The following is a 13,951-nucleotide window of genomic DNA, read 5'->3' as shown; positions in this document are numbered from 1 at the left end:
CCTCCTTGATTGACCTCAACGGTCAGTAACAACTCTGCAGAAATTCCCGGCAGCGTTGTGAACGGGGTTGTTCAAACAGCTGCCGTGGCGGTCCCTTTTCCTCAACCCGGCCCTGGTGCAAAAACATCACCTGGCTGGATACATCACGGGCGAACCGCATTTCGTGAGTGACAATGAGCATGGTTCTGCCTTCCTCGGCCAGATCGCGGATCACGTTGAGCACTTCCGATACCAGCTCGGGATCCAGGGCCGAGGTCGGCTCGTCAAACAACAGAATATCGGGCGACATGGCCAGAGCGCGGGCGATGGCCACCCGCTGCTGCTGACCACCGGACAACTGGGCCGGATAGTGCTGTTCGCGGTTTTCCAGGCCAACCCGCCTGAGCAGCGCCATGGCCTGCTCCTCGGCTTCTTCCCTGGACTGACCACGCACATGTACCGGCGCTTCCATAATGTTTTCGAGCACGGTCATGTGAGGCCACAGGTTGAAGCTTTGAAACACGAACCCCAGCCGCAGACGCAGCCGGCGCAGCTGGGTGTGATCTGCGGCATTCAGTTGCCCGTCCGACTCCGGTTGCAGTTGCAGGTGCTCACCGAATAAACGGATTTCGCCCCCGGAAGGGCGTTCCAGCAGGTTGGCGCAGCGCAGCAGCGTACTTTTTCCCGATCCGGAAGAGCCGATGATGGAGATCACTTCTCCCTCATGAGCCTGCAAATCCACTCCCTTGAGAATATCGCTGTCACCGAAGCTCTTGCGTATCTGAAGCAGTTCCAGAGCCAGTGGTTTCATAATGACTCCTTACGCCGAGCCGGCGAGGCCGCCGCCATCCACGATCAGGGCGCTGCCGGTCACAAAGGAGGCCTGATCGCTGGCCAAGAACAGTACCGCCCTGGCGATGTCTTCCGGTGTGCCAACCCGCTTCAGCGGGCGATCAATACCGGCTTCCACCAGGGCCATTTCGGCCTGTCCCAGTTGCAGGGCCTCATCGCGCAGCATGTTGGTATCGGTATCACCGGGGCAGACACAATTGACCCTAATTTTCTGAGGGCCGTGATCTATGGCCATGGCCTTGGTCAGCAAGACCACGGCTCCCTTGGACGCGCAGTAAGAGACGGCATCCTTGCCGGCCAGAATGCCCCATCCGGAAGCGGTATTGACAATGGCGCCACCGCCCTGGGCCCGCATGATGGGAACGGCATACTTGCACATCAGGAAGATGGACTTCACATTGGTGTTCATCACCGCATCCCATTCCTGTTCGGTCGTATTCACCACATCGGCACGACGGGTGATGCCGGCATTGTTGAACAGCACGTCCAGCCGGCCGAAGGTTTCAAGCGTTCGCTGCATGACGTTCTGGCATTCGATGGCCTTGGAAACATTGGCCTCAATAAAGACGGCTTCGCTGCCCTGATGCCTGATTTGGGCGGCAGTTTCTTCCCCCAGCTCTTGGTTCATGTCCACCACCACCACCCTGGCGCCTTCGGCGGCGAAGGCCAGGGCACTGGCCCTGCCTATACCACTGGCGCCGCCGGTGACCAGTACAACCTGTGAGTCAAATCTGTTCATGTCATTACTCCTTTAATAATGTGCCGCACACACGGGGTAACAGGTTTCTTCCCCGGGGCCGGTCACGATGCGGTGATATCCATTGAAATGTTGATCCAGTTCGGCCGAACCACTGTCGCTGAGCAAAGGCCGGCCGGCCAGCTCTGCCAGCTTGGCGGGCGTAGCAAGCAATCGCAGCCGGGCATGGCGGGGAGCGGTAAACAGTTCGGGAGCGATTTGCTGATTACCGCGTCCCAAAATGAAGCCTTGTCCGCCGATGCAGGTCACCATGACTTCCCAGGGGGGCCGGGATTCCAGCGCCAGCAACTGGCGACGATTGACGTCCAGCGCCAGGGGTTGCCGGTTCCGGTATACATCAACGCCCAGCAAGGTACCGCCGCCCAGGTACTGTTTCAGGGCATAGGTGGTCGATCCCGGGCCGAGCACATACAGGGTGTCGGGTTGCATCTGCCGGTGCAGATAATGGGCAATGGCGGTTGCGGCGGCTTCATCACGACCGGGGTGACGGGCCTTGGCTCCCTGCAGGCGATGCCCGCACTCCGGCACCGGCAGGTAGCCATAGAGCCGGGGCGACACCTTGCCCTGCCGTAGCAATGACTCGTCAAGATCCATGACTTCGCGTTGCTGGCAGCTTTGCTGCCAGCGGGGACGCCCATTCAGCTCCTGAATGACGCGCGCCGCAGAAGACGGGCTGACGGCATAGACTGCAGACTGGATCTTGACCCCGGCCGGAATGCCGAGCACCGGGCATTGCCCCTGAGTGCTGTCCAGCAGGTCACGGGCGGTGCCGTCGCCACCCACAAACAGCAGCAGGTCGGCACCGGCGGCGAGCATGGCTGCTGCCGCATCCCGAGTATCCCGGGCCTGGCTGGGCCGGGCGTGTTGATAACAGCGTTCGGGACTGAACCCCAGCACGGTCAGCAGCGCATGACCCATATCCGGGCCGGCGCTCAGCCAGCGAATAGCGGTTTCGGCACGGGTCAGTGCTGACAGTGTCTGCCTTGCTCGGTGCAGGGAGCCTGGCTCCGAGCCCAGGGCCATGGCCCTGGTCTGAATCTCGGCCCCATCGCTGCCTTTAAGCCCGGCCGGGCCGCCAATGCCGGCAATCGGGTTCAATATGAAGCCGATTTTCATGCCTGCCGCCCGGCCAGCTTGCGCTGGTAGCCTCGCCAGGTAACGGCCCAGCGTTCAGGGTCGTCAAGGCATTCATCATTGATCTGGTGAATGGGGCAGTTATGGGGAGCCGAAGCGACCAGCTCCGGCTGCCGGTAGGCCTCATCCACCACATGCGCCAGGGTATCGACATATTCGTCGATGTCTTTCATGGAGTAGGCTTCAGTAGGCTCCAGTGTGGCCGGTTGAGGGACAACATAGGGATGATGGCTGGTCCAGTAGTGCTGACCAAAGTCGGCCAGGCGCAGGCCCAGTTGCTCGGTGGTGATCCCGGTTTCCTCATACAGTTTTTGCCAGCTGTAACGCACCTGCTCAATGCGCGGACCATTGCCGGTATAGGGCACTTCTATGCCCGGCAGCTCGAGCAGCCGCTTCATCAGATAGTTGTTATTGAGTACGGCCATCTCGGAGACGGCCTTCAGGCCGTCTGCCCCCAGGTTCATCACCCAGGCATAGGCGCGCATGACAATGGAAGCACAACCCGTCCAGGCTCCCACCTTGCCGATGCTGAGCGCCCCGGCCTCGGCCAGCCGGGGGCCGTCAGCAGAGGCTTCCACCACAGGGTAAGGCAGGAAGGGGGCCAGCGCCTCGGTCACACCCATGGCGCCTACCGCCGGACCACCACAGGCATGAGGCGTGGCAAAGGTCTTGTGCAGATTGAAATGGCAAAGGTCAAAGCCGGCATCCCGGGCCCGGGTAATACCGAGCAGGCCATTGGCATTGGCCTGGTCGTAGGCACACAGCCCGCCGACCTGATGCACCATGTCGACCATCCTGGCGATATCGGGATTGAAAATGCCGGTGTCTTCGGGGTTGGTGATCATCATTCCGGCGGTGCGTTCCGACAGCACGGCGGCCAGCGCATCCATACTGGGATAGCCTTGTTCTCCCGGGTACAGGGTGATCACCTTGAAGCCACAGAGCTTGGCACAGGCCGCGTCGGAAGGATGGCTGAACATGGTGGTAATGATTTCATCACGTTGTCCGGCTTCGCCCCGGGACTCATGGTAGGCCCTGATGATGGCCGCATTGGCGTAGATGGCAGAAGAGCCGCCTCTAGGCTGGAACGATACCCTGTCCATGCCCGATACATCCTTCAGAATGGCTTCCATACGGGTCATGATGTCAAGAATGCCGGTAACGGTGCTTTCGTGCTGCCGAGGGTGAAGTTCGGTCATTTTGGGTTGCCGCCCCAGCTGCTCGTTGACCTTGGGGTTGTACTTCATGGTGCAGGTGCCCTGGCCGATATCGATATTCAGATCGGCGCCCAGGTTCTGCTGGGACAGTCGCAGGTAATGACGTAAAACCCGGTTCTGGGACAGTTCAGGCAGTGCCGGTGCCTGACGCCGGCGCATGCCGGCCGGCAGCCGAGCGAGCACGTCGCCTGCTGCGCCTTTGATGTCTTCTTCGGCGGGAGGGACCAGTATGCCCCGTTCCCCCGGCGTGCTCAGTTCAAAAATAATGGGCTCGTCCCACCGGGCCTGATGATAACGACGAGGGCGCGGGCGTCCGTTTTCGAATCGGTGCTGGGTGATGTTTTCCATTACTCAATGATCTCCTTCAGAGCATAACAGAGGGTGTCGATATCGTGCTGGGTGTGTACTTCGGTGATGCAGAACAGGGCGCTTTGCCCCAGTGCCGGAAAGTCGCAGGACAGATCATGGCCGGCAAAAATACCGCGCTCTCTCAGGGCCTGACTGATGTCGGCTACTGACTTGCCGGTGGCATCAAAATTGACCACGCATTCCTTAAAGTGCGCCTGGCCGGAGAAGGGCAAGGTGACGCCGGGCAACTCACTCAGACGGGCCATGGCATAGGCAAGCCGCTCCATAATGCCCTGGCCGAGCTCGCTCATGCCGTTGGGACCCATGGTGGCGAGGTAGACACCGGCGGTAATGCCCCAGAGGGCGGAAGCGGTACCGACAAACTCGTTACCGTTTTCCCGCTTGCTGAATGAAGTGCGGTCGAACGCGACATCGCCAAAGCCATATTCGCCGGGCTCTTTGGTGGGTGCGATGCCAAACAGCCGGGAAGGGTACTGCATGACCAGTTCCGGGGTATCGTGACTGGCAATGAATCCACCGTGGCCGCCGCCATACTGCATATGAATGCCGAGGGACTGAATATCACCACATACCAGGTCAGCACCGTAATCCGCCGGTGGTGCCACCACCCCGAGCGAGGACGGATCCACCGCAACTACGGCCAGAGCGCCGGCATCATGCGCCATACGGGTAAGCTGCTGACCGTCCTCTACCTGGCCCAGAAAGGCGGGGACCTCGAAATAGAGCGCGGCGCAGTCATCATCCAGCTGACGGTTAAGCTGTTCCATATCGAACAGGCCGGTGTGCCTGTCCATGGGCACCATGACCAGGTCGAGGCTGGACCGGCAATAGGTGCGTATCATGGCCAGTTTGTCCGGGTTGATATTGGCGGGGAGCAGCACCTTGCGCCGCCCGGTATGCCGGCTGGCCATGCTCAGGGCGGAGGCGCAGGCCTGAAAGCCGTCGTAGCAGGGAACGCTGACTACCTCCATATTGAGCAGTTCGCCCATCATGGAGCAGTACTCGAACATTGCCTGAAAGCGGCCATGGTCATCATAGGGTTCGCCGGCATAGGCGGTCAGGAATTCCGATCGGCCATTAATTTCGTCGCACACCGCCGGCACATGATGCTGATAACAGCCGCCACCGAGGAAGCTGATCACCTCATGGCAACCGGTGTTGGTGCCGAGCAGCCGGTCAACATGACGCTTCAGCGCATATTCGGAAGTAAAGGGTTCAGGGAAATTTAACGGTCTGTTCAACCTCAGCTCGGCGGGTATACCGGCCAACAGATCTTCTATCGATTCGACCCCGATGGCGGCGAGCATCTGTTCGCGTATGCCGGGTGCGGTATTGGGAATGTAGGGATATATCTGCCCTGTGTTGCTGGTCATCACACTCTCTCCTTGGCCACTTTATTGATGGGTTGTTAACTTTCGGTTAATCCTAGAGCGGTGTCAGACTGGCCTCAATTGACTAATATTGAGTCATTGATTAAACAGGATTTAACCATACCCATGAAATACCGTTTACCTCCCATGACATGCCTGCAGGTCTTTGAGGCGTGTGCCCGGCATGGCAGTTTTCGCAGGGCGGCCGATGAACTCTGTATTACGCCGCCGGCCGTGACGCATCAAATCAAGCAGCTGGAGGCCTGGCTCGATGCGCCCCTTTTTCGGCGCCTGAAAAGGGGGATTTGCCTGACCGAGCAGGGAAAGCGACTGTCCCGGGAGCTGGAGCCGCAATTGACGGCCCTTGCCCGTACTCTGAATGACTACAGAACGGCGCAGCCGTGTCAGTTGACTCTGTCGCTGACCCCGGCCTTGTCTACCAAATGGCTGGTCACCCGGCTGGGGCGTTTCTGGCATAAACATGCCGATATCGAGCTGAAACTTCATCACTCACTGGCGGTGGTGGATCTGTTGGGCGGTGAGGCGGACATGGCTATTCGCTGGGGAGAGGGCGAATGGCCGGGCTTGGCGGCGGAGCCGTTATTATCGGGTGATTTGAAGCCGGTCTGCTCCCCGGCCTTGCTGGCCGGCCGGCGGCTGACCGATCCGACGGAACTGGAAGAATTCGTGCTGCTGCACGAGGACAGCCGTGATGACTGGCAACGCTGGCTGGCCCTGCACGGACTGAACCTGACCAATGCGGAGAAGGGCCCTATCATCGATGATGCTGGCAGTTTGCTGCTGGCTACGGCGGCAGGGCAGGGAGTGGCTCTGGGACGGGTGGAGGTACTGGCAGACGAGCTGGCTGCCGGGCGGCTGGTGTGTCCTTTTGATACGGCTCTGCCTTCCCAAAAAGGGTACTGGCTGGTGTACCCTCATGCCCTGAAAGAAGGGGAGGCGGCGATGCGATTGCGTGAGTTTTTGCTCGAGGAGGCGGCGGGACGAGCCAATGGCTGACACCGCCGCCGGCTTTCAGTGAGTGAGTTGCCGCTGCAGCCACTGCGCCAGTTGCCCGGCGGACAGGGCACCGGACTGGCGGGCGATTTCCTTTCCATCCTGAAAAGCGATCAGGGTGGGGATGGAGCGAATGCCAAAGCGGGCTGCGGCCTGTGAGTGGAGCTCGGTGTTGAGCTTGGCCAGGCGCAGCCGGCCGGCGTGTTCGCTGGCGGCGGCCTCAAAGACCGGTGCCATCATTTTGCAGGGCCCGCACCAGGGTGCCCAGAAGTCAATGATCAGCGGCAGGCTTTCATTGGCGAGCAGCCGGTCGAGCCTGGGGCCATCCAGCTCCAGTGTGGTGGGCGGGACGAGTGCTGCCTTGCACTTGCCGCATTTTGGCCCTTGTTGCAGGCGTTCTCCCGGAACCCGGTTACGGGCCTGACAGGCCGGGCAAACAAGAAACTGTTCGTTCATTACTGACTCCTGTCAGCCAGTTCATAGGAAAGGGTGTACTGTTCGCCCTTCAGCTCCAGTTGCTGGTCGTCATGGCTGACAATGGCACCTTCGGTAAGGGTCATGAGCACGGCGGTTTCTACTTGCTGAACGTCCGGCAGACAGGCCATCTGGGTCGATGCCAGCGGTTCTGCTTTCAGTTTGCCCTGGGTCAGGGTGGCGCTGCCAAAGAAGCGGTTACAGCCGGCCCTGCCGTTAATAGATAAGTGCTCGCCGATTTCAAGTTCTGATTGAATATCACTGTTAACGGTGATGCCGTCGATGGCGATCAGCTTCCATTGATGGTGCTGCAGATCCGATTCAACGACTTTCAGTCCACCGCTGCAGGCGGTTAATAGCAGGGCGGTGGTGGTGGCAAAGGCGAGTTTCATACATGCTCCTGGGTTAATCTTGTTATTACTGGGCGGACAAACAAGAAACTGTTCGTCATTACTGGACCCAGTCGGCCAGCTGATAGGTGAGTGTATGTGTATCGCCTTTCAGCTCCAGCAACTGGCCATCCTGCTTAATGACTGCTCCGTTATTCAGCGTATCAAGCACTGCGCTTTCTACCTGTTGGGCTTCCGGAGCACAGGCCATGCGTGTGGTGCCCAGGGTCTCGGCCTTAAGTACGCCCTGTGTCAGGGTAGCGCTGCCAAAGAAGCGGTTACAACCGGCCCGTCCATTGATGGAAAAGTGCTCTCCAATTTCCAGCTCCGATTTAAGTTCGGCATTTACAGCCACGCCATCAATGGCCGTCAGATTCCAGTGATGGTGCTGCAGATCTGATTCCACCACTTTCAGTCCGCTGCTGCAGGCGGTTAATAACAGGGCAGTGGTGGCGGCAAAGGCGAGTTTCATACATGCTCCTTAGTTAATCTTGTTATTACAGGGCAGACTATCGGCGAGACATTGCAAATTGTCGAGGGTTACCCGGGCAATGGCGGATAGCGCTTCATTCGTCAGAAAGGCCTGGTGCCCGGTGAGAATGACGTTAGGATAGGCTGAGAGCAAGTGGAAGGTCTCGTCTTGTATGATCTGACAGGACTTGTCTTCAAAAAATAAATGTTCCTCTTCTTCGTACACGTCCAGTCCCAGATGGCCAATTTTTCCACTGTTGATGGCATCGATGGCATCCCGTGCGTTAAGCAGGCCTCCCCGGCTGGTATTGATGATCATGACCCCGTCTTTCATTCTGGCAAAGCTGTGGCGATTAAGCAGGTGGTGGTTGTCAGAGGTGAGCGGGCAATGCAGGCTGATCACGTCTGATTCGGCAAACAAACGGTCGAGGGCTACATAACTGGCACCCATGGCCTGTGCTTCTTCATCCTGAACCGGATCGTGTACCAGCAGGCGCATGCCAAGCCCCTTGAGAATACGCAGGGTCGCCAGTCCGATTTTCCCGGCACCAATAATGCCGGCGGTTTTTCCGTGCATATTGAATCCCACCATGCCGTTAAGAGAAAAATTGGCATCCCGGGTGCGCTGATATGCTTTGTGAATATGGCGGTTGAGGGTCAGCATCAGACCGACCGAGTGTTCAGCCACGGCTTCAGGGGAGTAGGCCGGTACTCTTACTACTGCCATGCCGGCCTTGGTGGCGGCCTGCCAATCCACGTTGTTATAGCCAGCGCAGCGCAGTGCAATATATCTGACACCGCCCTTAGCCAGCTTATGAACAACCTCTGCATCCAGGTGATCGTTGACAAACACGCACACTGCGTCGAAGCCATGGCCAAGCACCGCTGTTTTACTATTCAGGGCTGCGTCGAACCAGGTGATATTAAAGCCGTGGTGGCGATTTTCCTCACTAAAGTGCGCTTGCATGTAGGGGCGGTTGCTGAAAAAGGCAATGTTCATAAAGGCGGCTCCGTTTGCCCGGATATATCAAAATTATTGAACGCTGTGCGTACCTTTTTCAAGCTCTGGCGTGGTTCTGCAGACATAAGTCGGGCGCTTGCCCGGGGCTGGAAAAGGTGTTTTTATATGGCATCTTTTTTAACCGTTTCGGGCTCTTATGCAAGTCACTCTGCTCACCGGAAAGGCGAAGCCGCTGACACCGGTTATTGACAGCGCCATCGACAAGCGCCCCGTTAGCCAAGCTCTGTTTTGCAGCCATGTCGGGCTGGAAGGGGACGCGCAGGTTTCCACCCGTTTTCATGGCGGCCCGGAGCGGGCACTGCACTATTACCCGGCCGAGCACTATCCGGTATGGCAACAGTGGTTTGAAGGCATGGGGCTGAGGGAATACAGTCCCTGCCTGATTCCGGGAGCCTTTGGTGAAAACCTGTCCGGCACTGGGCTCACCGAGGAAACTGCCTGTATTGGTGATGTGTTCCGGCTGGGTGAGGCCCTGGTGCAGATCAGCCAGCCCCGTTCGCCTTGCTACAAGCTCAATGCCCGTTTCGGCCACGATTTTTTTTCCGTACTGATGCAAGCCAATGGCCGCACCGGGTGGCTGCTGCGGGTGCTGGAAGAGGGCAGGGTGACCCCCTCCGCCTCCCTTGAACTGGTGATTCGGCCCTGCCCGGACATGTCGGTAAAGCGAGCCGGCGATATTGTGTTCAATCGTGGCTTTGATGCCGAGGGGCTGCGTGAGCTGGCCGCTCTTGAACAATTATCCCCCAACTGGCGTAAAAAAGCGGCAGATTATCTTGCCGCCGGCCAGGTGGATGACTGGAGCAGGCGATTATTGGGCCCGAAAGCGGGTTAAAGATAAAAAAGGGCTTGCAAGGCGGGTAGTGTTTCGGTACATTCTCGCCCCGTTAACGGCATGTAGCGCAGCCTGGTAGCGCACTTCGTTCGGGACGAAGGGGTCGGAGGTTCGAATCCTCTCATGCCGACCAGCTTCTCAGAAAAGCCCCGCAGTAATGCGGGGCTTTTCTGTTTTCAGGATATGGCTTCGTCCACGACAACATCCTCTTAGTCTGTTTGGCTATTACGCCCCAGGTGCTGTCGTCATTCTTCTTTATGTAAAAGGGACCGTTCGGCCCCTTTGGGTGGTTACTCGCTGACGGTCACCGTCTGACCGTTGAAGCGAACTTCCTGCCCGGCCACTATTTTGCAACGTTTGCGTACCTCTACCTGGCCGTTGACGGTGACGGCACCGTCATCGATGACTGTCTTGGCCATCGCACCCGAGTCGCACCAGCCCAGCACTTTCAGCAGGTTACACAGAGGGATAAAGTCGTTGCCTTCCAGGCTGAATGTTTCGCTCATAAACGTTCTCTTGAATGGTGATGTGGTTTGTCAGATTGATGAAAAATAGTTTTAACTTTTACATTTTTGCTTAACTTTTGGTTTTATTGATTGTTTTTTTGCTGTTTTACCATCGGCAGGGCATGATAAATGGTTCAGGCTGCACCGTCCGCTGCGCTTTGCTCACTCATGATCTGTCTCTGGCTTCCTGAAGGAAGGGGATATCATGCAGAGTGTGGCACTGCCTGGTGGTGTGTTTGCTTCCCTGTCTTCAGTATCAGTTACGTTATTAAGAGGTGATTATGTCCGGATTACTGCCCAATATCGACCCCGATGGTTTGCTGGAATACTCCGTGGTTTATACCGACCGCGCGCTCAACCACATGTCCGCGCGTTTTCAGCAGGTAATGAAGGACATTTCCGCCAGCCTGAAAGAGCTTTATCACGCCCACTCTGCGGTGATCGTGCCCGGCAGTGGTACCTTTGGTATGGAAGCCGTGGCCCGTCAGTTTGCTACCGACAAACACTGCCTGGTGGTGCGTAACGGCTGGTTCAGTTATCGCTGGAGCCAGATCTTTGAAGCTGGCAAGATTCCGGCCTCTGAAACCGTGCTTAAGGCCCGCACCATTGAATCGGGCCCTCAGGCTGCCATGGCTCCGGCACCGATTGAAGAGGTGGTGGCAGCCATTCGCGAGCAGAAGCCCGATCTGGTGTTTGCCGCCCATGTAGAAACCGCCGCCGGCATGATCTTGCCCGACGACTATATCCGTGCCATGGCCGATGCCGTGCATGAGGTGGGTGGACTGCTGGTGATCGACTGCATTGCATCCGGCACCACTTGGGTGGATATGGAAGCCTGTGGAGTCGATATTTTGCTGAGTGCACCGCAAAAGGGCTGGAGCAGCTCTCCCTGCTGTGGTCTGGTGATGCTGAGCAAACAGGCGCGTGAGCGTATCGACGGTACCGAAAGCAGCAGCTTTGCCATTGATCTTAAAAAGTGGCTGCAAATCATGGAAACCTACGAGCAGGGTGGGCATGCCTATCACGCTACCATGCCCACCGATGCCCTGACCGCATTCCGCGATACCATTATGGAAAGCCGGAAAACAGGCTTTGAGCTGCTGAAGCAGCGTCAGCAGGAACTGGGCGATCGGGTGCGTGCGGCACTGGCGGCGCGGGGCATCAAGAGCGTGGCCGCCGACGGCTTTGCCGCCCCGGGCGTGGTGGTGTGCTATACCGACGACGCCGGCATCAAGAGTGGCAGTAAGTTTGCCGCCGAAGGCCTGCAAATCGCCGCCGGTGTGCCGCTGGCCTGTGACGAACCTGCTGATTTCCAGACTTTCCGCCTGGGTCTGTTTGGCCTCGACAAACTGCAGAATGTGGACCGTACGGTTGCTACCTTTGAAGCTGCGCTGGATCAGGTGCTGAAAGGCTGAACCGTCAGCACCCTGTAAAAGATGCCAGGCCGCCTTTCGGGGCGGCCTTATTTTTTGTTCACGCCGGCCGGCGGAAATAATCAGTATGAAACTTTGTTTAATCTTCCCGCTAGACAAGTGCCAGCCTTATTCCGCGTTAAATTTTTAATCCTTTCAATAACAGCTGGTTAGTCATCAACACTGGACTGAACCAGTTCTCTGCTGTCTTCCGGCTGACTTAATTCTTCAATAAAAACGTCATCTTTGCTCAGCACCATGGCTCGCGTATTCAACGTGAGGCCGCTGGCTATGAACAACAACATCATTGAAGTCAGGAGTCTGAACAAGACCTTTGACAACAAGAAAGCGCTGAAAAACATCAGTCTGGACATCGCTCATTCCGGGATCACCGCGCTGCTGGGCCCTTCCGGCTCGGGTAAATCCACTCTGCTGCGCCATCTGAGCGGGCTGGCGCTGTCCGACAAGCAGGACGGCACCGAAATTCGCGTGATGGGCGAACTGGTACAGGCCCGTGGCCGCCCGGCATCCGGCGTACGCTGCTGCCGGGCTCGTGCCGGTTATATTTTTCAGCAGTTCAACCTGGTTAACCGCCTGAGTGTACTGACCAATGTGCTGATCGGTGCGCTGGGCAGCACTGCACGTTGGCGCACCCTGACCGGCCGTTTTACCCAGGCACAGCGCCAGCAGGCGATGCAGGCACTGGAGCGGGTAGGCATGGCAGCCTTTGCCGGGCAACGGGTATCCACCCTGTCCGGCGGCCAGCAACAGCGAGTGGCGATTGCGCGCTCGCTGATGCAGCAGGCACGTATCATTTTTGCCGATGAACCCATAGCGTCGCTTGATCCTGAGTCGGCCCGCACCGTCATGGAACTGCTGCGTGATATCAATCAGCATGAAGGCATTCCCGTGGTGGTCACCCTGCACCAGGTGGATTACGCGCTGAAATACTGTCAGCAGCTGGTTGCCCTGCGTGAAGGCGAAATTTTCTATCAGGGGACGGCAGAAGACATTACCCCAGAGGCGCTGAGCGCCCTTTATGCCCGTTCGCAACCGCTTTCTTCTTTGACGGGAGCGGCAGCTGCCAGCCCCCGGACTCCAGCACTTTCCTTTGTAACCGGTTCAATCCAAGGACAACTGTCATGATGCATACACTGAAAAAATTCGTGGGTGGTGCTGCTTTGCTGAGTGCCGCCGTGACTACGTCGGTAGTTGCTGATGAGCAAGCACTGTCGACCATTAACTTCGGCATTATTTCTACCGAGTCTCAGCAGAACCTCAAGCAGAGTTGGGAGCCCTTTCTGGCTGATATGGAAAAGCAACTGGGAATCGAGGTAGAAGCCTTCTTCGCCCCCGATTACGCCGGCATTATTCAGGGCATGCGTTTTGACAAGGTCGACATCGCCTGGCTGGGCAACAAGTCGGCCATGGAAGCAGTAGACCGTGCCGGCGGGGAAATCTTTGCCCAGACCGTCAGTGCGGATGGTCAGCCCGGTTACTGGAGCCTGCTGATTGCCCATAAAGACAGTGAGCTGGCTTCCGTTGATGATGTGCTGGCACAACGCAAGGAACTGATATTTGGCAACGGCGATCCCAACTCTACTTCCGGTTTCCTGGTGCCTTCCTACTACGTGTTTGCCCAGAAAGACGTTTCCTCCCAGGAGTTCAAGCGGACGCTGAACTCCAGCCATGAAGTCAACCTGTTCGCCGTGCTTAACAAGCAGGTAGATGTGGCCACCAACAACACTGAAAGTCTGGCCCGCTTTGCCGCCCGTGAGCCGGAAAAAGCCAAAAATATCAAGGTGCTGTGGAAATCACCTCTGATCCCGGCCGATCCCATCGTCTGGCGCGAAAACCTGCCGGAGGCCACCAAGCAGATGGTGTATGACTTCTTTATGAACTACAGCCAGTCTGCCAGCCCTGAGCAAAAAGAAATCCTGGCGGCACTGGACTGGGATGGCTTTAAGGCATCCAGCAACTTGCAACTCTTGCCCATTCGCCAACTGCAGTTGTTCAAGGACTTAAAAGAGCGGGAAAACAATAACGCCGATGCCAATGAAATTGCCCAGATAAAGCAACAGCTGGCCGCACTGAACCGCCAGATGTCAGCACTGGATGCCATGACCAATTAAGTTCCGGCCAAGGCCGGTTATA

15 protein-coding genes and 1 tRNA gene are annotated in these 13,951 nt (G+C 57.6%); 6 read left to right on the top strand and 10 right to left on the bottom strand.

Annotated features, from left to right (window positions below; translation table 11 throughout):
• Positions 1-22: 22 nt before the first annotated feature.
• From B6S09_RS12565 to gcvPA, 5 genes are read right to left on the bottom strand one after another with little or no spacing between them, the layout of a single operon-like run.
• On the bottom strand, positions 23-790 hold the full coding sequence (locus tag B6S09_RS12565; protein WP_094278845.1) for an ATP-binding cassette domain-containing protein: 768 nt from the start codon (positions 788-790) through the stop codon (positions 23-25).
• A 9-nt stretch (positions 791-799) separates the two neighbouring features.
• Complete coding sequence (locus B6S09_RS12560; protein ID WP_094278844.1) at positions 800-1,570, bottom strand: SDR family NAD(P)-dependent oxidoreductase; 771 nt, start codon at positions 1,568-1,570, stop codon at positions 800-802.
• Between the two features lie 12 nt (positions 1,571-1,582).
• Positions 1,583-2,704: an ATP-NAD kinase family protein gene (locus B6S09_RS12555; protein WP_094278843.1), complete on the bottom strand. Its 1,122-nt coding sequence runs from the start codon at positions 2,702-2,704 to the stop codon at positions 1,583-1,585.
• Entirely contained in the window at positions 2,701-4,287 is a 1,587-nt protein-coding gene (gene gcvPB / locus B6S09_RS12550) for an aminomethyl-transferring glycine dehydrogenase subunit GcvPB (RefSeq protein WP_094278842.1), read from the bottom strand. Before gcvPB ends, B6S09_RS12555 begins: the two co-directional genes overlap by 4 nt.
• The gene (gene gcvPA / locus B6S09_RS12545; protein WP_094278841.1) at positions 4,287-5,681 is read right to left on the bottom strand and encodes an aminomethyl-transferring glycine dehydrogenase subunit GcvPA; all 1,395 of its coding nucleotides are present in this window, start codon (positions 5,679-5,681) and stop codon (positions 4,287-4,289) included. Before gcvPA ends, gcvPB begins: the two co-directional genes overlap by 1 nt.
• A 123-nt stretch (positions 5,682-5,804) precedes the next feature.
• Here gcvPA and gcvA point away from each other — a divergent pair, with 123 nt between their 5' ends.
• Positions 5,805-6,695 (top strand): transcriptional regulator GcvA, encoded by an 891-nt coding sequence (gene gcvA, locus B6S09_RS12540; RefSeq protein ID WP_094278840.1) that lies wholly within the window; start codon positions 5,805-5,807, stop codon positions 6,693-6,695.
• 15 nt (positions 6,696-6,710) lie between these two features.
• Here the strand turns inward: gcvA and trxC are convergent, their stop codons facing one another.
• The 4 genes from trxC to B6S09_RS12520 are packed head-to-tail and all read right to left on the bottom strand — an operon-like array spanning position 6,711 to position 9,026.
• Positions 6,711-7,148, bottom strand: a complete 438-nt coding sequence (trxC, locus tag B6S09_RS12535; RefSeq protein WP_094278839.1) for a thioredoxin TrxC — start codon at positions 7,146-7,148, stop codon at positions 6,711-6,713.
• Positions 7,148-7,558, bottom strand: a complete 411-nt coding sequence (locus tag B6S09_RS12530; RefSeq protein WP_094278838.1) for an META domain-containing protein — start codon at positions 7,556-7,558, stop codon at positions 7,148-7,150. Before B6S09_RS12530 ends, trxC begins: the two co-directional genes overlap by 1 nt.
• A gap of 58 nt (positions 7,559-7,616) precedes the next feature.
• Positions 7,617-8,027 carry an META domain-containing protein gene (locus B6S09_RS12525; RefSeq protein WP_094278837.1) on the bottom strand — a complete coding sequence of 137 codons (411 nt, stop codon included), beginning with the start codon at positions 8,025-8,027 and terminating at the stop codon, positions 7,617-7,619.
• Between the two features lie 9 nt (positions 8,028-8,036).
• Positions 8,037-9,026, bottom strand: a complete 990-nt coding sequence (locus tag B6S09_RS12520; RefSeq protein ID WP_094278836.1) for a 2-hydroxyacid dehydrogenase — start codon at positions 9,024-9,026, stop codon at positions 8,037-8,039.
• Between the two features lie 157 nt (positions 9,027-9,183).
• Here B6S09_RS12520 and B6S09_RS12515 point away from each other — a divergent pair, with 157 nt between their 5' ends.
• Both B6S09_RS12515 and B6S09_RS12510 read left to right on the top strand, forming a co-directional pair.
• Positions 9,184-9,879 carry an MOSC domain-containing protein gene (locus B6S09_RS12515; RefSeq protein ID WP_094278835.1) on the top strand — a complete coding sequence of 232 codons (696 nt, stop codon included), beginning with the start codon at positions 9,184-9,186 and terminating at the stop codon, positions 9,877-9,879.
• Between the two features lie 56 nt (positions 9,880-9,935).
• Positions 9,936-10,012: transfer RNA gene (locus B6S09_RS12510), tRNA-Pro, on the top strand.
• A gap of 157 nt (positions 10,013-10,169) precedes the next feature.
• On the opposite strand, the gene ybcJ is transcribed toward B6S09_RS12510, so the two are convergent.
• Complete coding sequence (gene ybcJ / locus B6S09_RS12505) at positions 10,170-10,385, bottom strand: ribosome-associated protein YbcJ (protein WP_094278834.1); 216 nt, start codon at positions 10,383-10,385, stop codon at positions 10,170-10,172.
• Between the two features lie 281 nt (positions 10,386-10,666).
• Here ybcJ and B6S09_RS12500 point away from each other — a divergent pair, with 281 nt between their 5' ends.
• The 3 genes from B6S09_RS12500 (at position 10,667) to phnD (ending at position 13,929) form a co-directional block, all read left to right on the top strand.
• Positions 10,667-11,800 carry an aminotransferase class V-fold PLP-dependent enzyme gene (locus tag B6S09_RS12500; protein ID WP_094278833.1) on the top strand — a complete coding sequence of 378 codons (1,134 nt, stop codon included), beginning with the start codon at positions 10,667-10,669 and terminating at the stop codon, positions 11,798-11,800.
• Positions 11,801-12,088: 288 nt separating this feature from the next.
• Complete coding sequence (gene phnC / locus B6S09_RS12495; RefSeq protein WP_094278832.1) at positions 12,089-12,943, top strand: phosphonate ABC transporter ATP-binding protein; 855 nt, start codon at positions 12,089-12,091, stop codon at positions 12,941-12,943.
• Positions 12,940-13,929, top strand: coding sequence for a phosphonate ABC transporter substrate-binding protein (phnD, locus tag B6S09_RS12490; RefSeq protein ID WP_094278831.1), 990 nt, complete (start codon positions 12,940-12,942; stop codon positions 13,927-13,929). Before phnC ends, phnD begins: the two co-directional genes overlap by 4 nt.
• Positions 13,930-13,951 lie beyond the last annotated feature (22 nt).

The organism is Oceanimonas baumannii (genome assembly GCF_002245495.1).
GTDB lineage: Bacteria > Pseudomonadota > Gammaproteobacteria > Enterobacterales > Aeromonadaceae > Oceanimonas > Oceanimonas baumannii.
The sequence above is the reverse complement of the archived record's forward strand: the minus strand, read 5'-3'. Positions and strand labels throughout refer to the sequence as shown.